The organism is Chitinophaga sp. OAE865 (assembly GCF_040546735.1).
Taxonomy (GTDB): Bacteria; Bacteroidota; Bacteroidia; order Chitinophagales; family Chitinophagaceae; genus Chitinophaga; species Chitinophaga polysaccharea_A.
Map to the genome: position 1 here is coordinate 5093996 of NZ_JBEPOF010000001.1, position 26821 is coordinate 5120816.

The window sequence follows — 26821 nt, forward strand, 5'->3', positions numbered from 1 at the left end:
TATAATAGTCACAAAATCATGGCAAGCATCCTTACTCGCATATTATCTCAAAAAATAAATTATCAGGACTTTCTTCTAAAAGATCTATTGCTTTATTGTATACGTTACCCTCAAAGAGTGAAGATGAAAAATCTACACTATAACTCATGTTGGGTTGAATGCTTTTATCTGTAATCAAAAATCCGTCTATCCCTAACAGACGGATCTTCTCTTTTTCGCACTCTTTTACCAACTCAAAGGCAATTTCTTTTGGATAGAGATATTGTCCACCTCGTTTTAAAGCCTTGACCATAAATAATTGCTCTGCTTTATTCATGACGGATATATGAATTAGTTATAGTTGCATCTGGTATCCCACCGCTTGCCAATAAGCAAAAATATACCTAATTTACAGGAACCATGAAAAAAGCGACCTTAATTACCCTGGTAACAGCTGCGGCATTTTGCGCTGGTTTCACATTTAATACCATCATAACACCACCCAACAAAACAGCTACAAAAATGAAAAAAGTAACAGGCATAGGCGGCATTTTTTTCAAATGTAAAGATCCCAACAAAATGAAAGAGTGGTACCAGAAACATCTTGGTCTGAATACCAATGAGTATGGAGCCACTTTTGAATGGTATGAAGACACAGACAGCACAAAGAAAGCATCAACACAATGGAGCCCTTTCGAGGAAACAACAAAATACTTTGCTCCTTCTGCCAAAGACTTCATGATCAACTACAGGGTAGAGAACCTCGAGCAACTGGTGGAGGAACTTAAAAAAGAAGGCGTCACCATTGTCGACAAAATTGAAACCTATGACTACGGTAAATTTGTTCATATCATGGACATGGAAGGCAACAAAATTGAATTGTGGGAGCCAGCCGGGTAGCGCCGGCTACTCGAACTGTGCCAGCGAGTCCGCAAAACGCGGTGTACGCATCTGGTGAACAGCTTCATTAAACAAGGCTTTTCCATACATCAACTGCCCTTCATACTCTGCCAGCGATAATTTACCAAGAGCCATTAAACTGCCAAACGCCCTTAAATCGTTGCCTTCCATCACCTGGTCGTGCTGATACCCGGCTGGCTTATGCCGCATGGCAAGCTGGAACATCAGCAGTGAATAAATGATCCTGCAAACCTGGCGCATCACATAAAAGCGCGCCATTTTCTGATCATCAACAACATGGTCAAAATACGCATTCAGCAATGTGCTCTCCTGTTCTTCTGTTTGTACAAAAAAATTAGCGGCATTGGCCAGGTCCACATACCGGTCATTTAAATAAGCTACATCCCAGTCAATGATCCATATTCTTTCCCCATCGCATAAAATGTTGCTTGGATTAAGATCGTTGTGGCTAAACACCTTATCGGATGCGACCCGGGGATACCTGTTCTTTATGGTTCCATAGTACTGGAAACACTCGTCGAATAACGGCCCGGAAAGTATCTTAGCATTTCTGAACTGCTCAATCATCCCGTCCACGGTTTCAAACAGATCTTTCCCTTCTCCGTTACAAGGTATTGCATGCACTGTTTTAATAGCATGTCCCAGTTCACCCGCCAATTTATCCGGGGCAAAAATACCACGCACCGGTTTGTTATCTATAAAGTCACTGATCACGATACCCTGCAGTTTATCTTCATATTTCAGTGAAGGCGCAATACCGGCAGCTGATGCCAGCGCCAGGCTACCAGGAAATGCAGAGGTATCATTGGCTGCACCCAGCTTTAACACATAGTGCCGGCCACCCAGCGTAATTTTATAAACAGCAGAACCAGACAGGCCGCCTGCGAGTAAGGAAATACCGGTAACATCAGTAGTATTAAAAACTTTTACCAATGCAGCTTCTATAGTTGCTACCCTTTCAGTTGGTATAGCGGAAGAATATAATAATGACATAGCTGACGATTAAAACAATTGTGCCTCCTGATTTCCGGCAGCACAATATCCGGCAAATATATAGCTTGTATACTAAATAAATATACAGGGCCGCCATGGTGTATCACGGCGGCCCTGTATATTTTTTCGTCATCAGGGGAAAGTAAAACTAACATTGGCGGAGCTGATCGGCGAAGGATAACTGGTTCCTCCCGCGGTAATGGAAAATACCCAGGCCCTGCCTTTTGTAATGTCGCCTGTGAAACTGGTAGAGCCCAGCGGAACAACAAACGGCCTGTCGTTGTAGGGCCTTCCGGTAACTGGATCTTTGGCGAAAAGATTAATAAAATTGTTGATACCCGGCGGACAGGTAAAGTTAACCGTAAATGAAGTTCCCGGCCCATTTACGATACTGGTAATTGCCAGTCCTACGTTACATGTTCCATTGGTATTGGCATTTGCCTGCCCCTGCTGGTCTATCTCCGCCTGGGCCAGCGCATTCGCTTCCTCCGGAGACCCGGCGGTATACTTTCCTGCCGGCACTGTATAAGGCACCAGCGAGCCTTCGCCGGTGGTACATTGCTTATAAAAGTTCTGTGTAATAGCCACATTGGGATAGGTAGTGGAATTATCCTGTCCCAGCGTAGCGGAATAAACATAATTAAAGGCCTTCATCACATAACCATCCTGGTTGCGGATCGCCGAAAGCCTGTTATACGCGTCGTAATTGTAAAAGGATGTATTACCGGAGGGAGTGGTAATACTGCTGATTCCCACCAGTGGTATATAGGTATACGTAGTAATTTCCCCATCCTGCGGATAGATCCGGATGTCATCTATTACGCCTGTTATTGTTTGCCCCGTATATGCCTGGTCGTTATGCTCCCAGGTAGTTCCATTCAGCTTAAAGTAAGAGAGCCGGTAAGTCCGGCCACCGGTATTAGCGGCAAACTGGCTGGCAAGCGCAACAGACCCGTTATAACCGCCTTTTCCCGTGTGCGCACTGGTAGTATTAGATACCAGTGAACCATTCCCTTCAAAATCCTCAAAGTAAAACTCGGAAGGAGTAGCATTTTTACATTCTGCTATCGGGTACATTTTATCATAGCCCCATTTATAGCCTATGCTTATATTGTTATTTGCTTTGGAATAATTGAGATTGCCCCTGGCATCATAGTCCAGCTGGCCGGCAAGCTTATACTCAGCCGGCAATGTTCCGGAAGGCGCAATAAAAGCTACCGTAGCGGGGTTGGAGGTTTCCGCGGTATATACCTGGCTCGGGGTTAAAATATTATCGTGCAGCAGGTAGGTTTTGTAGTTCCCTTCCACAAGCTTACCATTCACCTGCGTAACTTCTTCAACAGGTATACTGATCATATTCCGTGTTTTCATCTCCCCCATCCAACCGGTGGTAGCCGTAAAATCGCCCGGATAACGGTAGTGTTTAACAAGCGGTAGCCCATCACTGCGGGTTAGCTGTTCCGATTGAATAAAGGCGCGGTCATTGTATTCAAAGGTCTTTGCAGAAGAAATATTAATCGTGTTAACATTATCATACAACGTTTCCGTGCTGCTGGCCGTCAGCAACTTTCCAACCTGGATGGGATAATACGACATATGCAGGAACAGGCCCATGTTGGAAGGGCCAACAGCCGATATCGGCTGCAGCTGCCTGCGTAGCTTAAAGGCCCAGAAAGATTGTCCCTTCTTCACCACAGGTGTATTGGTGATCGATTTAACCAGCCTGCTGGTGTTATCGTAGTAGTTAACCGTTTTCAGGAACCCGTTTTCCAGGCTTGGAATGGCAGGCGTTCCGGGAATTACGTCCAACCCCGACAGCTGTGGGTATTTATCCGGCACCACGTTGTACAAATATTCTGTTCTTCCCAACGCCTCCCCGGTAAAATACTCTTTCACCTTACCATAGCCAACATGACTTCCATTTGCTGAAAACGTATATGGCTGGCGGGGATTAGCATAAAGCGTGTGTGTAATATATTCATCTATTACCACAGCATTCGATGGCAGTACTTCTTCCTGCTTATTCTTTAAAAAACTATAGTAGGTAGGGAAATGCATCATCATGCCCTGCTCATAGGTATATAATTTTTTCGAAGTGATTTTACTTACGGGATCAAATCTGCTGCTGGAAGTTAAACGTAGCCCTCCTCCTTTTCCCAGAGGTGCAACATTAGAAGTAACAGGAATTTTAAGGGAGATGTAAGCCATTTTCTGACCTGGCACACCCACCTTATTATCCGGGTAATTGGCCGTTAATTTATACCTGCCGGCAGTGAAATACTGGTTCGTCAATACAAAAATACCACTCTGATTCCTCACGATATCTTTGGAAAAATCGTACTCCCATTGGGTAGGACTAACAGCACCGGTAACCGGGTCTACCCTTTCTATCATTACCCACATTGCATTTTGTATATTGGTGGGAGTACAGGGTGGGAAAACACAGGAACAGTCCCAGCCCGTACCTGTTGGATTGGCATCTGCAGGCTGGTTGCAGAACAGGTTAACGGTTATGTCCACATAACTGTTGCCTGCTATGTCCACAATAGTAGAAGTAACGCCTGTTGTAGTGTTCAGGGCGCCAACATTGTTATAACTCACAATAATATCTGCCGGTGCATTATTATACTCATGAAGGGCATATTCAAACTCCGCCAGTCCTTTGGTGGGGTACATGATCTTCTTCAGCATGCCTTCCTGCGCCTGCGGAAATCTGGGGTCGCGGTCAGCGCCTATCCAGCCCCTCAGAATAGGCGGAACGGCGGCCAGGAAATTATACCGCTTAAAATCCGGCACCAGCGTGGTATTTGAAGCCGCTCCGTTATAATACCCCCAGTAATCCTGCTCAAAAGAGCTTTTATAGGGCAAGGTAAATCCATCGGCGCCTTCGTAATAATAGCATTTATATACATCTCCTTTTACTGTTACACTTTTCAGCTTTAGTCTTTTCCGGCGGTAAGATTCATCGTATGGAAATTTTATTCCCGGTCTTGTGCTCAGAGTGGTATACGATTCATTACCCGGCCTTGCTGTAAAATAATCATAGTCGAATGTGGTGGTTGCCACCGCAGTACCCGCTTTATTAGATACCGTGATCCCATCCAGCCGTACGCCAAACAAGTCTTTCCGGCTGCCGGGTATAAATTTCACCGATCCGTTCTCAAAAATAATGCTGTCCAGGAAAAGTGTCCTGATGGTAGACGTACTAAACGTGCTGTTCAGGCCGGCGTTATTGGGCAGCCCTGTTTGTCCCTGCATTGAAACAGCCTCGTATTGTATATACTCCTCCGTAAGGTCGGGCATTTGAGCTACATAATCCACGTTGCTGAATGCCCCGGTGATACCGATATAATCTGCGCTATGCCCTATACCGGTGGCAGGATACACATATTCACGGAAGGTCTTGTATTTAAGGGTAAGAACGTGATTAGCCGGACTGGTAACCTTTGTGAGATAATAAGCTGTTTTTGTAGGGCCTGCGGGAGTTTCCGACATTTCCACCGCCATAAATTCATACCGGTAGCCTTCAGGATCAGTGGCTGTAATTCCATTTCCTGATTTCGCAAACTGGATATTATTGCAGCTTATATCCACCACCGAGGTGGTAGTCAGCCAGGTAAATTTACCAGTGTATTTTCCAAAGTTGTAAACATACAGGTCCGGCTCCCCATCCAGTTGCCCGCTGCAAAAAAAAGGACAAAGTTCTGCATTCGTATAAGCTTGTCCGTTGGCTTTATACAGCAGGTTTCCCTGCAGCATAAAATTCCGCGCCTGGGCCGCCGGCTGGTAAGTATTGCCCAATGCATCAGGATAAAATTGAGTAAATGAGTCGTAAATTACCAGGTCATCATCAGCTCCTTTTATTTGTCTTGAAATAACCCCTCCTACATTTAATGCCCATCCAAGGCCTACCCAGCTGGCCTCTTCAGACACCCTGATACCTCCCCCGTTATAGCTCAAACTGATAGGAAGCTCAAGGTCGCCGGTACGGATAGTATAAACAGGCACAGATACCTCCGGCCTGCCATTAAAATACGTAACAGGAAATTCGGCTGCTTTAGTGAGTGAAGCCACATCCGGGGAAGTAAGCGGAATTTTGCGCAGCTCATCAAACGCAGTGCTTTGTGATAACGCTATGCAGGAATACAGCAACCCGCATATAAAAAGGGAGAATAGTTTAAGACAACCAGGCATAAGGTAAATTCTTTTAAATAGGTATCCAGTAATTGTTATCATTTCCAGTTTATTCGGTGTCAAAACCAAAAGCATACTTCACTAATATACCCTTACTGAAAATGCACTTAATGTAGTAACCGAATTGATTATATCGCTTTACAAAGCCTGCCTTTTCATTCATGGCATATGTCAGTTGTTCCGTACTTCCGTTAGCATGGGTTTTGCAATTATTACCCAATATCTTCACCACCTCTTCCCGGCTAATGCCCAGCCGTATTTTACGGGAACTGACAAATACCTCAGCAGGAAGCACTACTACCTGTTTCGGCGCTTTGTAAGTGCTATCGATAAGCAGTATCTCAAATTCATCGACCGCATTTTTGCTTCCACCATATTGAAAGAACAAACGGAGCGCCTGCGTTTTGGATTTATTCACCAGCTCAATCCTTGGTAAGGATTTCCCCTGCTCAAACAGCTTATTCCAGATATTCTTCCCCAATACCTTTTCAGTGGAAACGTAATCATTCAGTCTTATACCGTTAACCGCCGTATCCGGTATAAGGCGCACAGATTGCTGCCCGTTGACATACCGGGTTGATAAAAGCAGGATGATTGTTATAATAAGTATCTTATTCATCTTTTAAAATTTTATTCCCCGTTACTTCTTGTTCTGCGGCCACTGCCATTGTTATTGGGATTATTCAGGATGTTTATATTTACCCTGATGTTATCGTGCGACTGAAGATACTGACTCATAGTACTTTTAAACTGAAGCAGTCTGGCAGCATTTTCCTGTATGCCGATACATCCCTGCGTGCCAACATGCTCACCCCCATCCGGGTGTATCCTTAACAGAGTTCTGTGGGTACTGAACTGCGGGTTTAAATTCAGGCTGAAGCCGACGCCGTCCCTTGTCATTCCAGCATTGTAATTAGTGCTCCTCGGCCCCCTGTCCTGCAGGTTATCCGCCGTATATGCTCCATTCTCCGGGGAACCGTTCCCCCAGGGACCTCCAATTGCCTGGTAACTTGCCAGGGTAAGATGCCCTCCGTCATCAAACACCTGGTTAACGTTTAAGTTACCATTTCCTTCCGCAGGATTAGCGGCATTAGCCTGACCGGCAAATTCCAGTTTTGTTTCTCCCGTGGCAAATGAAATAAGGTTTGTACCCAGTTTGGAATCCAGGGTAGACAGTACATTATTAAACGTGGAAACGAACCTGTTGGCGTTTGCTTGTTTGGACAAGTCCACTCCCCCTGCCATAGCCGCTCCCTGCGCGGCAATATATGCCAATGCGTCTACTCTCACATTCTGGGTGGCGCCGGCATTGTTTACCGTACCAAGTACAGCCCCGTTTGCAATATTATAGTAAACGGTGGTATCCCCCAGGAAATCGGTATTAAAAACAGGCCCGTTCTTCATGGCAACATATGGGCTTTCGCCTTCAATGGCCTTAGGATCTATCTGTCTCCATCTTCCCAGCTGCGGATCATAATTTCTATAAAATGCATCATACTGGTTCAGGCCAAAATCGTTAGTGTGCTCTATCCCGTTAAACTTAAGTTTATTCGCCGGGTACTGTGTCCCTTTTAGTGCATTTGAAGATATCCCCGCCATCGTCAACCCAAACGGGTAGTAATGCGTTTCTTCCATCAATGCGCCCTGTATATGATTCACCGCCAGATTATCAAAAAATGCTGCAATATTACTTTCATTGCTGGTGTAAATATAAACATACCCGCTCTGTAATACAGGAATGGCATTACCGTTAGCGTCCAGCCGGGTATAGGTTTTATAGGTATCGGTGGCGCCCAGCGGCTCTGCACCGCTGCCATTATTACTGCTATAGGCAAACTGCTCATTGAGGAAAATCCAGTTCAGGTATGCTTTTGGTTTCGTGGTTTGCGCAGGGTTATTGTTGCTCATAAATGCCGTTACCGCCGGATTAAAAAAACTTCCGTTGGTACCTGTTTGCGGTAAACTTATTTTACCTGCTCCCGGCCCACTGGTAATGCTGGTGGCAAGGATAGATAAAATATCGGCAAGAGGGCTTTGTTGTGTGGCGCCCGTGGCTGATCCCCGCCACCACATATCACAACGCAGCTCAATCTTGTCGCCCGCCATTACCTTCAACAATATTCCCGGGCCTACTTTCCGGTCGCCTGTTACGCTGCTCAGTTTTGTCCAGTAGTTATTAGGATTGGTAGTTCCGTTTGCAGGCGGATTGGAAGTATTTGATTTCAGTTCACGTACAGAAGGTGTTACGGTATAATCCGTATTGGAATAATAGGGTATATAGTTATTAGGATCAGATAAATTATTTTTATCGGTCACATTTTCCATACCAGCTATAGGATAATTGATACGCTTTACTTCTTCTGTTAATACCATTCGTACATTTCCAAGATGATCTTTCAGGAAATAATCAAACACCAGCGCGGTTCCACCGGTAGGAATGGCATTACGGATCCGGCCTTCTTCATGAGCAATGAATTGCAGTACCAGCGGGCCTGTTCCCTTCTGCTCATACACCGCTCCTCCAATATAATAAGTGTTGGTAACGGTGCTGCCCTCCGTCACATTTTTTTTCCATTTAACACCGGAGGCATCATAAGTGTAAGTGATGGTTCCTTTTCCTGCTACCGGTATGGCAACCGGCAGGTTCAGATGATTGTATGAGATGGCAGTGGTGATCCCTTTATTTTTATCGGTATTAAGATTTCCATTGGCGTCGTAGCTAAAATCCGTAGCCGTTTTAGTGGATGCGTTGTATTTAAAATCACCCAATGTGCTGGCATTGTCATTAAACACATCTGTAACGGCCTGGATGCGGTTTGTACCGGCAATATAAGTATAAGCCAGGTCATCTATCTGGCTGCTGGCATTTAACTTCAGTCCCCATTGCTGCATACGGAGAATATTCCCGTTGGCATCATAGGCAGTGGCAGGATCGGCACCGGTACTTCCCATTTTAACGGTGTAATTAACCAGGCTGTTGTTCCAGGCCCCATCACTGTTACGCTGTTCAAAACCGGCTGTCATCAGGCGGCTGAGGGCATCATAACTGAAGTCGTATTTCCTGGTAACGCCATCCCCAACGCTGCGCCAGGCAATTCCGCTGATATTACCGTTGAATTGTTGTGCCAGGTAATTCCTGGTGGAGGCGTTGGCAGGTTTATCATACCCAATATCAAAACCAAACCAGTTACTGGTTCCGGGCGCTGATGCAATAGCCGGGTTAGTAAAATTCCTGTTCACGCCTAACAGCCATCCCCTGATATTATAGGTTGAATTCAGCGTTTCCAGCGGAGTGGATGCAGCAGGCTTTATTCCCAGCTTTTTACTATTCACCCGCCCCAGCGCATCATAGGCTGTTTCGGAAACAGTTTTGTAGGGTATCATAGTCCCGCTGTTTACCGTGGTATTGCTGATGGCTTTTTCCGTTTTTACCAGCCTGCTCAGGTCATCGTAAGTAAAGCGGGTTAGCAATATGGTAGTTTGCGCACCGGCGCCGGCAATTACCTGTCGCTGTGCAGTGATCAGCGGCTGACCAGCAAATGAATACTGGGTAGTTGCTACATCGAGCCCGCCGGTGAGATTCCGGCTTTGCAGCTGTATGGTCCTTCCATGTTTATCATAGTAGGTAGCGGTATACAGCCAGGTACTGGTGCCGAGCACCTTTACCCTTCCTCCTGTAATCATTCCCTGCGTGCCTGTAGTGGCAGTAAGGGCCTGCGGGTAAGGCCAGGTGGTATTGCTGGCAGCCGAAAAATAACTGTTATCTCCCGTAAAGAAACCTGAATTTAATCCATGCCCTGCATGCGCGGTGGCCGTGAGGAAATCATAGTTATCATAAAAAGTGCTGGTCATTTCTTCAAGACCGGAGGCGCCCACTGCGGGGTAGCTGCTGCCGGTTGCCCCGGGAACAGCTGCCGCAGCGGTAATATGACTGGCAAAAGTAGTAGCTGTTGTCCATATACCAGTGGCAACAGGCCGGTTGCGGCTATCATACTGGAAATATTCCCATTTCCCGCTTCCCAGTATGGCATCCTGCCTGAGCACTAACCTGTCGCGGCTATCGTATACTAAGTACTGTGCACCGGCGCCGGGCATTTTTTTTATGATCAGCCGTTTCTTTGCATCGTATTCATAACGGAAACATTGCTCGGCCAATATGGTAGCATCAGTGAGCAGCCAGTTTGATGCGATCTGTTCCACGCCTTTGGGTTGTATAACGCATCGCAGCAATTTGAAATCGTCATAAATATAGTAGGTATTCAGCCACCCTGCATGGCCACTCCCCGCTCCTGCGTCGGATGCAGTCAGCTGCACTTTCTTTAGCACCACTTTGCCTTCTTTGTCTTTGAATTCAATAACCTGTTTACCATGTTCATTTACCTGAATGGTTTTAAATAATGTTCCCGGGGGATATGCAGACGCAGTGGCGTAAGTGCTTAATCCACCTGTCGCGGCTATGGTCACGGTCCATAGCCTCACGGCATCGGTACCGGTATTTACCAAATATCTGGTGCTGGTGTTTTTCTTCGTGGTCGATTCTGTGCCCACCCAGCTGTTGCCCGGTGCGTATACCTCGGAAACACGGTTCAGGGGCGATGCTTCGAAATTTGTTTTACCATAGAAATAAGTTTCGCCGGGATACGCCGCCTGTAAAAAGACAGCCTGCTGTTCATATGGATTCTTTTTGAAAGATCCGTCTGAAATGGAGGTGTTGCCATTTGTATTGTTAGCAGCAAAAGGCAAAAAAGAATACACTTCCCTCCCGTATACATCATAGGTTCTGGCAGTTACCAGGTCTGTTGCAGCAGAGGAAGACAGCGGGTTAGCCGGGTCGGTAACAAGGGAGCCTTTCTTCAGTACCAGCTCAAATGGCCGGCCCAGTCCGTCGATATACTGTGTACTGATCCTGGCATCCCTTAACGGGAGCGTATTCAGGATAGCGGGGTTCGTTTGCGGAGAAGTGGCCGTGGCTGTATAAACACTATTCCCATCCTGTATGGTATAGGGTGCCGGAGTTTGCGCCTGCAAAGGATTTGCAAGGATCATCATTAATAATCCGGTCAGGAAGCCGGAGTATGTTTTGAATAAGTGCATCAATACAACTTTTATTAATTTCAATCGGTATAGCAATGATATCAGAAAGTGTATCCCCAACGGAATACAACAGAACGGTTCCCCGCAGGATGAAGGAAATCCCATAACAGCTGCAGCTTAGCGGTTTTCTTCCTGTACCTGATCTTTTTGGATACGCCCACAAGGCCAGAGGTTTGCCAGGCCAGGTTTCTCAGTGCTGCTATGCTTTCAAAACGGGCCAGGTAGTTTTGCTCCAGCCCCCCGCTGATCCAGATATTTCCAAACAATACATTATTCCCTTTGCCAGCCGCAGTAAGCTTCCAATCCAGGTAGCTGCGCAGGCCGATACCATCATGGGTGAGGTTTAATTTGTTCCATGCCTCCCCTAAACTGAATTTATAGGCAACGCCTACCCCTGTAACCAGTCGGTCGTTCAACCGGTAGCCAAGCGAGAGGGCCAGGTCGTTACTGGCGGGGAACTGGTAAGCGCTCCGCTTACCGGTTTGCAGATCAAATCCGTATTCCAGTCGTTTGAGAAAAGGTTTTGTACGCTGATTGTTTTTCCCGGTAGAAGGCATGGCAGATGCATCGTCTTCTATCTCACCAGCGGATCTTAGCGAAGTGATTTTATTCCTGATATCTGTAAACCCTGTACCCGGGGCTGCTGCCTGGCTGGCGAGCTGCTGTTCCAGGTTGGCGGCTGCGGGGCCCAGCCGCTCCTGCAATAACGTTTGCAGGGTAGCACGTGTTTGCATGCCATTCATGGCTATTGCCGCCATATCCGGCGCAGTATTGGTTTGCATCCCAAACAGGGAGGCAAGCTGACTGTTTTCCCGCAGGAACTTTTGGAACACCGGTACTTTGTTGAGCGCCTTTAATGCCGTTGCTTCCCAGTTTGCCGGCTTATTCAGTTCTTCTTTCCAGTTACTGAGGCGGTCCCTGTAATAAACAAGCTCCTTGGAATACTTTGCCACAGCACCTTTAATACTCCCCAACTGCGGATACTGCTCCTGTAAACCCTTCAGCGTCATTCCCCTTTCTGCCAGGAAATTTTTTATACTTTCTCCCCTTAACCAATCGCTCTTTAATCCCCCAATATTCTTCAATGCCCTGGTCACATTTTCCTTCCCTTCGGAGCCGGCGCCTAAAAAATTCACCAGGCATTGAAGGGAATCCAGCCGGGGAATATATGGCTCCGCAGCACCATCTGCACAGGTGTTACCTGCGCGGTTGAATTTCTCCAGTAATTTCCCATAAACTTCGTTGGTACGTTGCAGGTAGTTCATGGAAGCTATGCTGTCCACTTCTTTCAGCTGGCTGCCGGCTTTGATTTCCACGGACCGCAGCTTTGTGATCAGCTTAATCTGCTGTCGCTTCAACCTGGCCGACAGCGCCTGCTGCGCCTCTATTGTTTTATTTATATGATGACGGGTTTTCTGCGGAAGTGCAGCCGTTGTATCTGTCTTCTGACCCAAAGCCGGAAGTGCCCACAGTAAAATCAAAAACCATTTTATCCGGATCATCATAACGGGATGTTGATAATTGGTAAAGGATATAGTCATATTTTAACCGCTACAGGGCAACGCAGCACATTGTACAGGATAAACAACACTCTCAACAGGTATAAATCAGGTATCAGTCAACAATATATCTATTATAAGTGTTTAATTGACGATTATAAAGGTTTCCATAGTTTTTCATTCATGATATCATACTTCAAATAAAAACCGATTTAAAAACTACAGAAGACGACGGATAAAGACTTGGGACATTTGTACTATTACCAGGAAACATCAGGGATAACACTTGCTACGGTACAATTTCACTGGTAATAGTACAAATAAAATATTATTTTTTCATATTTGCAATAATCTGTCCGGGTTATTTTCAGGATCCTCAAAACCGCACCACCGACCAAAACGCTTTTTTAGGCCGCAGGTCTTTATCGAACAATAGCGGATAGTCTTTCCGCCCGCGCACAGGAAAGTTATCAAGCCAGCTATGCCTGTCAGATATATTCCAGAAAGTTACACCGGTTAAAGCGTTGCTGTACTTCCTGAAAATTTCAAAGCACATACTGAACTGTTCGATCTGTTGCTGCTCCCTGGCAGGGGTAAAAGCCTCTGCACTGTCGCCCGCCTGTCGTCCTCTCATCTCATGCTCTTTTGGATAAACGGATACATCAAATTCAGTGATCTGTAATTTCAGGCCCAGCGGCAAAAAGTCTTTAAACGTATTTTCCAGCTGCTCCCTGTTAGGCTCATTGATGGCCCAATGCCCCTGCAACCCGATCCCATGAACCGGTATGCCTTTGCTCACAAGCCCATTCAACAGCTTTATTATTTTCTTCCGCTTTACCGGGTTAATTTCATTGTAATCGTTATAAAACAACAACGCATCCGGGTCGGCCTCATGCGCCCACTGAAATGCCTTCTCAATAAATTCTTCGCCGCAGATCTGGTACCATAAGGAGTTCCGGCAAAATTCACGGGGATCATCACTTATCGCCTCATTCACAACATCCCAGGCATATACTATTCCCTTGTATCTTTTTACTACAGTAGTAATATGCTCCTTCAACCGCTGCAGCAATACTTCTTTACTTACCTGCTGCCCGTTGTTGTCTTTAAAGATCCATCCGGGCGCCTGCTTATGCCATACCAATGTATGGCCCCGCAACTTCATACCGTTTCTGCGGGCAAAGGCGGCCACGGAATCGGCATCCCTCCAGTTATACCATTGTTCGCCCGGGTGGATAACACCCATTTTCATGGCGTTCTCGGGAGTAAGACTATTAAACTGGCTTATCAGCAACCCCGCTTCATCTGTTTGCAGGGCATGCGCGGAAACGGCCACGCCTATAGGAAAATAGTTCCTGTAATAATCCTTTAATCCCCCCGTTCCGGGAGCAACGGCAGGATGCGTACGATAGGCGAAGCAACAAACGCTCGCCAAAACGATCAAAGCAATAGCAGCATAGCTGGTGTATTTCATATGAAGATGATTTCATTAAACAGTTATTGTCTGAATGCGCTCAAAGGCTGAATAGTACCGTCGCTGTTATACTTCATCTCCATTACCTTCACATTCCTCAGATGCGTTTTGCCCGACAGCTGTGTATCATGGTAAAACAAATACCATTTCCCGCCAATTTCAATAATAGAGTGATGATTTGTCCAGCCTTCAACAGGTTTCAGTATCACGCCCTGGTACTTAAAAGGCCCGTAAGGGCTATCCCCTATGGCATAGGCGATATTATGCGTATCACCGGTTGAATAAGAGAAGTAATATTTGCCTTTATACTTATGCATCCAGGCAGCTTCAAAAAAACGTTTGTCATTATCTTTTTCCATGAACAGCTTACCGTTGCTATCTGTTATCTTCACCTCTGCCGGTGCGCCTTGCAGGCTTTTCATTCCGGGGGAAAGCTTTGCAACACGGGGAAGGATCGCCAGCTCATCTTTGTTACGCAGTTTCGCAGCGGCATCGTACCGGTTGTTGTTCCAGTGCTGTAATTGCCCGCCCCAGATGCCCCCGAAGTACAGGTAAAAAGAACCGTCGTCATCCCTGAATACGCAGGGATCAATGCTGTAGCTTCCTGCCAAAGGATCTTTCTCTGCTGTAAAAGGACCTTCCGGCCGCCTGGAAGTGGCTACCCCTATCCTGAATAATCCCTGCTTATCTTTAGCGGGAAAGTACAGGTAGTAAGTACCTTGTAAAAAAGCCGCATCAGGCGCCCACAGCTGTTGCGATGCCCACGGTACGTCTTCTACGCGCAGTGCCACACCATGATCTGTTACCTTTCCCCCGATAGCATCCATCGAAAGGATACGGTAGTCGGCCATCCTGAAGTGATCGCCATTATCGTTCTCAACAGTTTTTGTGGCGGTGTCGTGAGAGGGATAAATATATATTTTACCTTCAAAATAATGCGCCGACGGATCGGCAGTATAAATATGCGATACCAGCGGCTGGGACGCATATTTACCGGTATCTTTTGCGTTAGCCGCCTGCTGTGCGTTTGCCCGGATACCCGCAGCCATGTAAAGAAAGAGGCAGAGCAATATTCTGCTATAATAACCCTGATGCATATATTTTTTATTTAGATGAATAAAATGGATTCCATATGCCTTGTCATTGCCCGGTAACAGCAACTGTGCGCTCCTCTTTCCCCGCAACGGGCATATCGTTGGTAAAAGAAAACCAGTTCAAACCGGGCGATGGCGCCCCCGTTGCTCCTGAACTTAAATGTCAGTTGGTGCGTTCCCGTTAGTTGTTTTACAGGTATGCGGATAGTGGTATAGGCTTTCGACAAGGTAGCAGGCAGCGTTACGGACACATAGGGATGCGATGAATCTTTATCTGCATACACATCGATATGCCCTTGCCCCGGGGAAACCCGCAACAGAAGGTACTTGTAGCCATGCTCAAAATCTACCCGGTTAAACCGGATCCACGCGCCATCTGTTAAATGGCCTATATCCTGTTCCCCGGGATGGCTGGTATCAGCACTGGCTTTTACACGTGCCAGGTATATTTCATCATACATCTCCGCCTGCACCAACGAAGAGGCTTTAAAGAGATTGGGCGGTCCCTGCCGGGTATTCATCCGGAACCAGTTGAAATCAACATAACCACCGGTCTTCTGCGTGGCCTGGTTAAACAACGTAAACCTGTTCCCGGTGAACATCTTCAGGTTGAATTGCATGTTCAGCGTATCCCCGATGGGAATAAAGCTGCGGTTATCAAAGCTATAGTAGAAATGAGCCTGGTTGCTGACAGTGTTTACCGACGCTTTTAAAAAGATCACCTGCCTTTTCCCTAAGGCAACGCTGTCAATGGTTTTGCCTGCATTTTTCATTATTATGAACTTCGACCGCTCGCCTGCCTTTACGCCTACTAAAGCATGAGGAAGCTGCAATACAGCAAGACCGGCAATATCTCCTGCCTGCATCCGGCTCACATCCAGCTCCGTGGTTGCATCGGAGAAAGGGCCGAATATCCGCTGCGTTAACGAGTTTCTTGCCTGGGGAAGATCAGCGGCAATATTGCTGGTAGTTAACCGTAAATATCCCTTGCGCGCTGCCAGGGACCATGCGCTGTCGTTCGGGTTATGATTCCACGCCCACTGCATTCCCAGCCTGCCGTCGTTGAACTCATCACTGGAAGGCAGCACACGCACCGGTGCGCTAACCCCTGTATTGGGTTTGGTATGGGTAACTACGGCGCGCCCATCTTTTCCCACTATAGGCCAACCATCTACCCATTGAACGGGCTGCAGGGTAGGCACCCGCCCTACGCCTACCCTGTCCTGGAAAATAATGCTCCACCATTCCCCTTTCTGCGTTTCAACCAATGCTCCCTGGTGCACTCCCTTGCCATGGAGGTTCATATCATCCCGTAATACAATCTTTTCTTCATAGGGACCATAGATATTTTTTGACCGCAGGCAGCTCTGGTAGCCATCGCCGCCTCCATAGGTGGCGTAAATATAATAGTACCCGTTTATCTTGTAAACATGTGCTCCCTCCAGGCCCGGCCTTTGCACTTTGTCAAACACCACGCTGTCCTTCCCAATGGGCGCAAGGGTGGAATCCACCTCCGTCACTGATATCCTGGAATAACCATGCGCTATATATATGCGCCCGTCGTCATCAAAAAACAGCCCCGCATCATAATAGGGTCTTACCAGCTTTCGTATTTCCCAGGGGCCTTCCGCCTTTGCTGCGGTACATAAAAAACCGCCTTCATCCAGGGTAAGGAAAAGGATATGGAATTTCCCGTTGTGATAACGGATGCTGCTGGCCCACTGCCCTTTCCCATAACGGCTGCCGCCGTTTAAATCATAAAACGGATGTTGCTTAAACTGCTGCACCGCGTTTGAAGCATACTCCCAGTTCACCAGGTCCTTTGATTTCAACACCGGCACCCCGGGGAAAAAATACATGGTGGTGGTTACCATATAGTAAGTATCGCCTACACGGATCACGTCATTATCAGGGAAATCAGCCCATATCACCGGGTTGGTATAAGTGCCGTCTTCATTATCCGACTGCTGTGCACGCAGGGAAGTGCCAGTCAGCAAAAGGAACATAACGAGGTATCTTTTCAAAAATTTCGTGGATAGATTGTTACACATCTTTATAGAATTACTTGGCATGCTGTCGTTTTGTCTATGCTGGACATTTCGTCACTGCGTTTAATATCATCGCATAGCAACACCTGTCCCGCAGCTGATGACGGTAAAACAAAAATACCCGGGCCATTTTTCTGCCGATAGCTCATTTGTTGAAATTCATAGCACAATTGTCGTTCAGACAATAATTTGCATTGTAACGGTCTGCCGCCGGACATGGCCCGCGCATATATTACTTTTAAGATTGACTTACAATACTTAAATTCGACAGAAGAAATGAATTCAGCCAGAACCCACGTATGAAAAATTCAACCAACATCTTGCTTTTAACGACTGCCACCTATGTTTAAATATAAACTTGCCTGTTTCTGTTGCCTGCTACTCCTGGCCCGGATAAGCCCGGCCCAGGTGAAAAAGATAAATTTCACCACACTGGCCTCAAAAGACGGGCTGATCTCCAATGCGGTGAACTATATTATCAAAGATCATTACGGCCTGATGTGGTTTGCCACAGACGACGGCCTGAACAAGTTTGACGGTACCAATTTTACCGTTTACCGGCACAATCCGGCCGACTCCTCCAGCCTGAGGGCAAATGAAGTACTAGTGCTGCATGAAGATAAAACCGGTAACCTCTGGATAGGCACCGGCGGCGGAGGCCTTAGCCTGTACAACCGCAGGAAGGACTCCTTCATTCACTTTCCTGTAAATGCCAATACTCCTGAGCTCCCCCAGAATGCAGTTATAATGGACATCTGCAGCGATACATCCGGGAAGGTATGGATAGCGCAGTTCGAAAACCTCTTCCTCCTCAACCCCGCCACCCGGGAAATTTCCAGGATCAGGCTTCATACAGGAGAAGAAAACCCCGATGCCACAAAAGCACTGGCCTGCGTTTTTGTAGACCGTAAACAACAGGTATGGGTAGGCACCACCACTGGCCTTTACCGGTATTCCCCGCGCAGCGGCGCCTTAAAGCTGATTCTTAACAACAGCCCTGGAGCCGGCGCAGCGGATAATGATGTAAGGGCTATTACGGAAGACAGGAACGGCCGTATCTGGGTAGGCACGGCCACCGGCCTTTGCCTGCTGCAGCCCGATGGCGCCGGATTTACCTCCTATGCCAGGATAAGCGGGAACACCATCTTCAATAACACACAGGTGAACTGCATAGAACCGGATAACGACGGACAGCTATGGATCGGCACAGAGGCAGGACTGATCGTTCTCAGTACAGACACCAACACATACAATCACTATTTTCCCGATAATGAAAATATTTACAGCATCGCCAGCGCTTCAATAAAATGTACTTATATCGACAGGCAGGGCATCTACTGGATCGGTACCTTCCGGGGCGGCGTCAATAAATACGACAAAAACCTGAACCTCTTTAACTTCAAACCGGGTACCATTTTCCATACACACAACCGCAAATCCTCTATAGTAAGCGCTTTTGCGGAAAACAGCGATGGGAGTATACTGATCGGCACCGATGGCGGAGGCCTGTTCGGATTCAACCGCCAAACCGGGAAAGTACAGCCGGTCGACATTCCTCTCCCGGCCAGCAATTATCTCTCCATCATGGCCCTTCACTATACCCGGGAAAAGAAACTGTTCATCGGCACTTATGCCTATGGCCTGCTGATCAGGGATATGGCCACCGGCAGTTATAAACACCTGGTAAAAGGCCCCGGCCCGGGCAACCTGAACGCTAATGATATTTTTTGTATAAAGGAAGATAGTAAAGGCAATGTTTGGGTAGGAACCAACGGCGGAGGCGTGAACATTTTAAAGAATGATGAAATCGTTGCGCGGTTTACTCCCCATCCAAGACCCGGTATACCCGGCGAAAAAAAGCTGCCGCTTAATGGATACATCAGGACCATCGAGGAGGATGCAACAGGAAATATCTGGATAGGCACACATGGTGGCGGAATAGGTGTATACCACCCCGCTACCGGCCAATGGGATATCTATACACAAAGCAACAGCCAGCTGTCCGGCGATAAGATCCAGGTGATCCTGCGCGACAGCCGCGGCAACATGTGGGTAGGCTCCTATGGCGGAGGACTGAGCCTGTTCGACAAAGCCACCGGGCGGTTCATCAACTACGCTGAAAAAGATGGTCTGCAGAATACCACCATCTACCAGATCCTCGAAGACAGGGACCATACCCTCTGGCTCAGTACCAACACCGGTATCAGCAGTTTTAATACTATCTCAAAAAAGATCCGGAACTATACGCATTACAACGGCGCACAGAATAATAACTTCGTTCATACATCCGGTATACGGTTGTCTGACGGAGATGTTATGTTCGGCGGACTTGAAGGCTTTAATTATTTTACTCCCTGCAGTTTAACGGTGAATAAAAATGTACCGGTTGTGCTGCTAACAGATCTAAAAGTATCCAATAAATCAGTGGTACCAGGGGAAGACAGTCCCATTAAAGACCATATTTCCGTTACCGGCGATATCAGGCTTGAATACAAACAGAATTTTGCCCTCAGCTTCGTGGCGCTGAATTATACCATCCCCAGGAAAAATTATTATGCCTACAAACTGGAAGGGTTCGATAAAGACTGGAACTACACCGGAACCGCCAACACCGCCTCTTATACCAACCTGGATCCAGGGGTGTATACCTTTCATGTAAAAGCAAGCAATAACGACGGCATCTGGAACACCGGCGATACTACCATAAAGATCTATGTACGGCCACCGTTCTGGCGCACCATTTACGCATATATATTTTATGTGGTCGCTATTTGCGCGCTCCTGCTCTATAGCAGGTACCTGGGCATTGCCAGGATAAGAAAGAAGTTCCTGGCGGAACAGGAAAAACAGGAGATCAAACGTATGCGTGAGCTGGACCGGATGAAAATTAAATTCCTCACCAATCTCAGCCACGATTTCAGAACCCCTATTTCATTGATCCTGGGGCCGGTGGAACAACTGATTGCCGGGGAAAAAACCAGCAACAGGATTGAAAAACTGAACATGATCAAACGAAACTCCAGGCGGCTGCTCAACCTCGTGAATCAATTGCTCGACTTCAGGAAAATGGAGGAACATGAACTGAAACTGCAACTGTCAAAGGGAGAACTGGTGGCTTTCATAAAGGAAGTTACTGATTCCTTTATCGATTTTGCCGAACGTAAAAAGATCCGGTTTACTTTCAACAGCGCCCTGGAATCCCTGTTTGTTTTTTTCGATCACGATAAAATGGAACGCATCCTCTTCAACTTACTTTCAAACGCATTCAAATTCAGCCTGGAACATGGTACTGTAACGGTGGAATTAAAATTGTCGGAAAAGCCCGCCGCCCCAGGGCAGCAATGGGTGCTTATAATGGTGAAAGATACCGGCATCGGTATTCCTAAAGACAAAAGGGAAAAAGTATTCGACCACTTCTTCCAAACCAATACCAGCTCCGCAATACTTAACCAGGGCACCGGCATCGGGCTGTCTATCACAAAGGAATTTGTTAAAATGCACGGGGGCACTATTGAAGTGGAAAGTGAATCCGGGCAGGGCGCCGCCTTCTCTGTTCAGCTTCCATTGCAGATAGCGGAACAACACATTCCTGCATCTGCGCCATTGCCCATAGCATTGCCACCCGCGCAGCCGGCACTGCAGGAAGGATCTGCAGAACCTGAAAATTTCCCCGAAATGTCAACCATCTTACTGGTGGAAGATAATGAGGATTTCAGGTTCTATCTCAAAGACAACCTCCGCAACAGTTACAAAGTAATAGAAGCAGCCGATGGGAAAGAAGGCTGGCAAAAAGCACTGGCGCTGCACCCGCATATAATTGTCAGCGATATCACCATGCCGCAGATGGATGGCATCAGCCTGCTGCAAAAACTTAAATCCGATAAAAGGACCAGCCATATACCGGTTATATTGCTCACGGCGCTTACCAATGAGGAACAACAGCTATCAGGACTGGAAACCGGCGCTAACGATTATCTCATCAAGCCGTTTAATTTCGAGATCCTTCATGCAAAGATCCGGAACCTGCTGCATCTTAACCATACTTTGAAAAACACTTATACCAAACAAATAAAAGTACTCGCCCCGGAAGTGCAGGAAGAATCATCAGAAGAAAAACTGCTTAATAAGATCGTAAGCCACCTGGAGGAAAAGCTAACCGATTCACAACTCTCCGTAGAAAGCCTCAGCAAAGAAGTTGGCATGAGCCGGAGCTCACTGTATAATAAACTGCTGGAGCTCACAGGACAAACACCCGTGGAATACATCCGCTCCTACCGGCTGGAAAAAGCAATGACCCTCCTGAAAAAAAGCGATATGACCATTGCCGAAATCGCTTACCAGGTAGGATTCTCCACGCCCAACTATTTCGCCAAATCATTCCGGAATAAATACAATATGCTTCCATCTGAATTTGTTGCGCAGATCAAAAAAGGCAGCACCGGCGAAAAAGCATGCTAAAAGAAAATCCCCGGAATGTAATTCCGGGGATAACTATTAAAGATTATAAAATCAGCGTAATCAGTTTAATCCTGAATCAGACAAAATTATTTTGCATTGGCTTCCAGCGCCTGCGCAGTGGCTGCGTAACCCAGCTTCCTCACATACGCTTCTGTCCAGATCCCGATTGGCTCGCCCGCACGCCAGGAGGAATTCGCCCGGCTGTCTAAAGGGCTCCAGATCGTAATGCCATAGCGTTGCTTTGCAGGGATCAGCTCAAAATATTTATCGATTACATACTTATACATATCGGCCTGGGCTTTGTAATGTGCAGCAGTGGCCTCCGGTGTTTTAACGCCTACGCCTATATCCAGTTCAGACACCTTGATCAGTTTCCCCGTAGCTGCCAGCAACTTGAACATCTCCGCAATATTCTCTTTGCTGGTACCCGTGTTGATATGCATTTGCGTACCAATACCGTCTACTTTGGCGCCTTTGCTTTCTATGTAGTTAACATAGGCGATCAGGCCCCGGCATTTATCCAGGTTGTATTCAAGATTATAGTCGTTGATAAAATGAATATCAGTTGCGTTACCATATTGCCTGGCCATTTTAAAAGCAGTTACCGCATAGTCCTTGCCCAGGTAATCCTGCCAGAAAAATTCATCTGCCGCAATATTGGGTCTGCCTGCCGCTGTTTTCAACTCATACGGATTACCATCGTCCATCGGCTCATTTACAACGTCCCATGCTTTTACCATTGACTTCCCCGCTCCTACCATGCCGCTCATCCATTTATCAAGCGCTGCATTGAGGATATACTTCTTTTCTGCCGCAGTTTTTTCCACGATAGTAGTGGCGCCGCCGCTAGCCTTTGTGTTCTTTAATACCACATCATCGATATAAACAGTACCGGCAAATTCACCATAACTAAAAACCAACCGCGCCCTGTCTGCCGAAGTAGCGGTAGTGGCTACACTCACCTGCTTCCATTCAGTGGTAACCGCTACCTGTCCGTACCCGTTGGAGGAATAGTCGGCGCTTTGCAGTTCCGGGCGGATTATTCCTGCCGCAGTGCCTTTCACCCAGAAACTCAGCTCGTAAGTTTCTCCGTTATCCAGCGGGGCGGCAAAGTTATAGCTGGTTTGTACATCCCAGTAATTGGCAGCTTTAGCAGGATTGGTTACGAAAAAAGCCTTGCCTTTGTTACCTACTCCCATGCCATCGGCAGTAATACCGCGGGTAGAGCTGCCTCCCCAACCTCCCCAGCCACTTCCGGATTCGAAATCGCCATTGCTTACCAGGTTGCTGATCACGGGCGTACCCTGGGTATCATATACGTATAAATTGTTGATGTCGATATAATAAGTCACGCCGGCTTTGTACCCCAGGTCAAAATGCAGCTTAATATGATCACCGGAAAAATCATCTATGGTAAAGCGGATCTCCTTCCATGAAATCCCTGTAGTGAAGGTGGGCGAAGCCGTGCCTGTTTTGGTCCAGTCTACCGACGGCGTATTGTTCTTCAATCCTTCAAAAGAGACCCTTCCTTCACCAGCCACATCTGATTTGATGTACATCACCACTTCGTACTTATGCGTCTTATTCACCGCTACGCCTGGTGTTATTAACTGCAGGTCAGTGGCTGCCGACGAGCCGCCGCCTGCTACCAGCTTAATGGCCTTGTTGCCGGCTCCCATGCCTTCGCCATCTGCAATGGAAATACCGGCCCCGGGGTGCGACAAGCTCCATCCAGTAAAACTTTTATCCTTCAATCCCGCAAGGCTCAGGTCATTCGGATAAGCGGGAGAGGTTACCAATAAAGGGCTGAGCAATCCTTTCAGGTAAGAGGCATTCTGGTTGGCATGCCACATCAGGGTATGACCATACACCTGCATGCCCGATTCACCTGCCGTTTGAAGGAATGAATTTACTTTCACGAGATCCAGGCTGCCATCGGCTTTCACAACAGCGCCATGTTTCATTTCATAGCCCAACACAATTTCATCGAAATTCCTGTTGGCTAACCGGTACATCACCCCCTTATCCAGGTATTCCTGCAAACCCAGCGCCACTCCCAGCTTAAAGCCCGGATGGGCAACCCGGTTAATATAGCTCTTCAGCGCCGGGTAAGCGTCTATGTCTTCCTGCGCGGTAATGCTTTCAGGTTTATCTACATCAAAATCAAGCGGCTTGTACTTACTGCAGGAAGTAATAACGGCCACTCCGATAAAACCAAGAACTGTTTTATAAAGTCGATTCATAAAAATTACTTTAGTGGTTATTTACTTACTGGCGTAAATGTTTCCATAGTTACGGCCCTGTCTCTTAATACCAGCGTGTCTGATGTAGCCACCTGCATACCCGCCACGGTAACCCTGTAATCAAGATAAAGCGCATCGCGGTCCTTACTGCCCCAGCTGTTCTTCTCTCCCCTTTTTACAAACTGACCATTTCCTGTTGCGGTGAAACCAGCACCGGCAGCGGAAATGGTGCATTTGTTCTGGTCGTCGAACGTAAGCAGCAGCGTACAATAAATATTCACGCCGTCCTTGTCTTTATACACTACCGGGAATTCCAGTTCCTTCACGGAGCGGGTGTTTAATTTATTCACCTCGTCCAGCTCCACGTATTCTTTATGCCTTATAATGGTTTGGTTTACATTTCCGGACACTACATCCTTTCCCCTGCGCAGGTAGTTTCCATGCCAGGTGTTCACGTATTTCACCGCATAGAGGATAAAGTCCTTTCCGCTCAGTATGGAGTCTGCTCCCTGTTTATCGGTCATACGCAGCGGGATCACATAAGTATTCCGGATGGTTTTGGGATCATTGAAGAAAGCATCCGTGAGCTGTACTTCCACTCCGCCTGCAAGCGTGCCTTCGGGGATCACGATCTCATTGGCAGCAAGTGAATAATAATTCGCGGGCATAGGCAGGATCTCATCTTTCCCTGCACCAAACAGCAAACCATTTCCCAGCAGGGAATTGTCGACCCTTATCCCGATATGCAGATCCTTCTTACTGTAATAAACGCCCCCGGTGGTGGCCATGATCTTGCATTTGCGCTGGTTGTCCAGTTCCGTGCTGAATATATCTTCACCGAAAGTAATGGTCCGCACCGGATACTGGTAGGCGAAATACACCGTCTGGTATTCATAATCCGGGAAGGTTACCTCCTTGTTACATGCTGCCAGTACAAAGAGCAGTATGATGGGCACTAAAAACTTTTTCATCTTCATTAATTTCAAAAATCAGGGAAAAATTATTTCGTTATAAGGCATATCCTGTTAGCGCCAGCCTTTGTTCTGTTCCAGCGATCCGAACTTCAGGATCTCCCCGTAAGGAATAGGGCCATAGATCATGAAGGGCTGGAACTGCCGGCTTTCCACGTTTATAATGGAATAGTTATTATTGCGGATGCTCACGCCTTTGGCGGTTTCGCCAAGACTTGCATTCCAGCGGCGGAGATCCCAGAAGCGGAAGCCTTCAAAACACAGCTCTATTCTCCGTTCATTCCTGATAAGCGCCCTCATCTGCTCCTTGCTGCCTTTCATTTCTTCCAGGTAAGGATCGCCGTTGGTAGTGCCTACGCCTGCTCTTGTGCGGATAGCTTTAATAACATCATACGCGGAGAAGCTGTAGGCGCCGGTGCCTGTTGGCCCCCAGGCTTCATTGGCAGCTTCTGCGTAGTTGAGAAAAATTTCTGTGTACCGGATATGCGGTTTATAATGCCGTTGATTGTTTGCTGAGTTAGGATTAAGATTCACATCCTGGCGCAACAGCTTACGCAGGTAGTAGCCGGTGCGTGTGGAGGTTTCCACCTTATTCAGCGCATCATTGGTGGGGCCGTCGGCTGCAGTATTGATCATTGAATTGTTCGGGCCTGCGGTACCGCCGTTCACTAAAATGAACATACGTAACCGGGGATCCCGCCCTGCATAGGGATTGGAGGCATCATAACCGCTGGCGGCATCGGTAATGGGACGCCCGTTTGCCATAGGGAAAGCATCCACCAGGTTTTGCGTAGGATTGATACGTCCGTTGCCAAACAAACTGGGTGGAAAATTGGCTTGCTCCAGGTCGCGGTTATCGCCATAATTATTTCTCCAGAGTATTTCGGAAGGATTGGCCCCATCGGCCAGTCCGGCTATTTCCGAGGCATTGGAATACCAGGTAAGGCCATTGGCCGCTAATGCTCCTATCCCGCCTTTCAGGGCAATTACTTCCCCGGCATAGTTTGCAGCATCTGCCCAGGCGTTGGTGGCGCCGCTCTTGTTGAAAGCAGGGCTTGCAGCCAGCAATGCGGCCTTGGAGCGGATGGCCTTAGCAACGCGGCCCGTGAAGAAGCCACGGAAAGCAGAACCAAAAGCGCGGTCGTATTGCTCTTTGGTAACCGTGCCATACTTTGCAGGAATAAGCGAAGCATTGGCAATATTCTCATAGTCTGTCGGGAGCAACTGGTCGGCCTGCGCCAGATCACTATAGATCTGCTTCATGCATGCTTCAAAATTGCTCCTGGGTTTGTTGAAATCGGAATTTGTTCCCTGTACTTCAAGATTGATAGGCACCCCCAGTATAGCAGAGCTTTCAGACATGCCGGCATGCGCCTGCAGCAGGTGATAATAAAAAAGAGCGCGCAAACCAAAGGCCTCTCCTTTTATACGCATGGCAAACAACCTGCTTACATCCGGGTCTGTAGCCCATTTCACGGTATCAACATCCCTCAGTGTGATGTTGAGATATTGTATAGCGGCATACGCGTTGGTCCACTGGTTAAGCGGGTTATTATTGGCGGTCCATTGCCCGTTGGCGATTTTCAGGAACTGATCGTTCTGGTCATTCGATACGGCGTCGTCGGTTGCCACATCATTAAACGACCATGAATTGGTGGGTATGCGGTTATAACCATTCAGCAACACGCCAAACGGCAGCCCTGCATCATTGGGTGTATAATTCCCCGGGTTCAGCTCCCGGTTATTCTCTATCTCCGGTGTCAGCAGGTCTTTACAGCCGGTGAGCAAAAAAACAGATGCCAGGAAAACGATAATATTTCTTTTCATAAAGTGGAAACTTGATTGGGTGAAAA

14 protein-coding genes are annotated in these 26821 nt (G+C 47.3%); 2 read left to right on the top strand and 12 right to left on the bottom strand.

Annotated elements, in window-relative coordinates:
* Positions 1-31 precede the first annotated feature (31 nt).
* On the bottom strand, positions 32-316 hold the full coding sequence (locus tag ABIE50_RS20615; protein ID WP_209858118.1) for a hypothetical protein: 285 nt from the start codon (positions 314-316) through the stop codon (positions 32-34).
* 83 nt (positions 317-399) lie between these two features.
* On the opposite strand from ABIE50_RS20615, the gene ABIE50_RS20620 reads away from it, so the two are divergent.
* Complete coding sequence (locus ABIE50_RS20620) at positions 400-879, top strand: VOC family protein (protein WP_354028097.1); 480 nt, start codon at positions 400-402, stop codon at positions 877-879.
* Between the two features lie 6 nt (positions 880-885).
* Here ABIE50_RS20620 and ABIE50_RS20625 read toward each other — a convergent pair whose 3' ends face one another.
* From ABIE50_RS20625 to ABIE50_RS20660, 8 genes are all read right to left on the bottom strand, one after another.
* Entirely contained in the window at positions 886-1893 is a 1008-nt protein-coding gene (locus tag ABIE50_RS20625; RefSeq protein WP_209858120.1) for a phosphotransferase, read from the bottom strand.
* Between the two features lie 132 nt (positions 1894-2025).
* A complete protein-coding gene (locus ABIE50_RS20630; protein WP_209858122.1) occupies positions 2026-6087 on the bottom strand; it encodes a DUF5977 domain-containing protein in 4062 nt (1353 codons plus the stop codon).
* A 49-nt stretch (positions 6088-6136) separates the two neighbouring features.
* Entirely contained in the window at positions 6137-6706 is a 570-nt protein-coding gene (locus ABIE50_RS20635) for a hypothetical protein (protein ID WP_209858124.1), read from the bottom strand.
* 11 nt (positions 6707-6717) lie between these two features.
* A complete protein-coding gene (locus tag ABIE50_RS20640; protein ID WP_209858132.1) occupies positions 6718-11181 on the bottom strand; it encodes a DUF6443 domain-containing protein in 4464 nt (1487 codons plus the stop codon).
* 41 nt (positions 11182-11222) lie between these two features.
* Positions 11223-12662, bottom strand: a complete 1440-nt coding sequence (locus ABIE50_RS20645; RefSeq protein ID WP_209858133.1) for a hypothetical protein — start codon at positions 12660-12662, stop codon at positions 11223-11225.
* Positions 12663-13056: 394 nt separating this feature from the next.
* Positions 13057-14154: an endo-1,4-beta-xylanase gene (locus ABIE50_RS20650; protein ID WP_209858134.1), complete on the bottom strand. Its 1098-nt coding sequence runs from the start codon at positions 14152-14154 to the stop codon at positions 13057-13059.
* A gap of 23 nt (positions 14155-14177) precedes the next feature.
* Positions 14178-15251, bottom strand: a complete 1074-nt coding sequence (locus ABIE50_RS20655; protein WP_209858135.1) for a glycoside hydrolase family 43 protein — start codon at positions 15249-15251, stop codon at positions 14178-14180.
* An 11-nt stretch (positions 15252-15262) separates the two neighbouring features.
* Positions 15263-17254 (bottom strand): family 43 glycosylhydrolase, encoded by a 1992-nt coding sequence (locus ABIE50_RS20660; RefSeq protein WP_354028098.1) that lies wholly within the window; start codon positions 17252-17254, stop codon positions 15263-15265.
* 384 nt (positions 17255-17638) lie between these two features.
* Between ABIE50_RS20660 and ABIE50_RS20665 the strand changes: the two genes are divergently transcribed.
* Positions 17639-21754, top strand: coding sequence for a hybrid sensor histidine kinase/response regulator transcription factor (locus ABIE50_RS20665; protein WP_209858138.1), 4116 nt, complete (start codon positions 17639-17641; stop codon positions 21752-21754).
* A gap of 86 nt (positions 21755-21840) precedes the next feature.
* Here ABIE50_RS20665 and ABIE50_RS20670 read toward each other — a convergent pair whose 3' ends face one another.
* From ABIE50_RS20670 to ABIE50_RS20680, 3 genes are read right to left on the bottom strand one after another with little or no spacing between them, the layout of a single operon-like run.
* Positions 21841-23997: an endo-1,4-beta-xylanase gene (locus tag ABIE50_RS20670; RefSeq protein ID WP_209858139.1), complete on the bottom strand. Its 2157-nt coding sequence runs from the start codon at positions 23995-23997 to the stop codon at positions 21841-21843.
* Between the two features lie 17 nt (positions 23998-24014).
* On the bottom strand, positions 24015-24968 hold the full coding sequence (locus ABIE50_RS20675) for a DUF5627 domain-containing protein (RefSeq protein WP_209858145.1): 954 nt from the start codon (positions 24966-24968) through the stop codon (positions 24015-24017).
* Between the two features lie 54 nt (positions 24969-25022).
* Complete coding sequence (locus tag ABIE50_RS20680) at positions 25023-26795, bottom strand: RagB/SusD family nutrient uptake outer membrane protein (protein ID WP_209858147.1); 1773 nt, start codon at positions 26793-26795, stop codon at positions 25023-25025.
* Positions 26796-26821: the final 26 nt, after the last annotated feature.